The sequence below is a fragment of the Mesorhizobium sp. M2E.F.Ca.ET.209.01.1.1 genome (genome assembly GCF_004010375.2).
Classification (GTDB): domain Bacteria; phylum Pseudomonadota; class Alphaproteobacteria; order Rhizobiales; family Rhizobiaceae; genus Mesorhizobium.
The window spans coordinates 1-279 of sequence record NZ_SADP02001380.1 but is presented as its reverse complement, the minus strand read 5'-3'; the positions used below and the strand labels follow the sequence as shown (position 1 = coordinate 279).

Annotated in this window: 1 pseudogene; it reads left to right on the top strand. The window is 59.5% G+C overall.

Features of this window, described 5'->3' with window-relative positions:
* Nucleotides 1–279 (top strand): annotated as a pseudogene (locus EN852_RS40490) (GTP-binding protein); the annotation flags it as partial.

The following is a 279-nucleotide window of genomic DNA, read 5'->3' as shown; positions in this document are numbered from 1 at the left end:
CTTCATCTTTTTTTTAATGGTTCGGCGACCACCGAGATTTGAACCTAGGAAGACGCCATGATGCTGGTCCGGCTGCAGGCGCTGCCGGAGGACCGCATCGTCGGCGTCGAAACCGGCGGCTGCCCGCACACCGCCATCCGCGAGGACGCCTCGATCAATTTGCAGGCGATCGCCGAGTTGAACCGCAAATTCCCCGATCTCGACATCATCTTCATCGAATCCGGCGGCGACAACCTTGCCGCCACTTTTTCGCCGGACCTTGCCGACCTGACGCTCTAT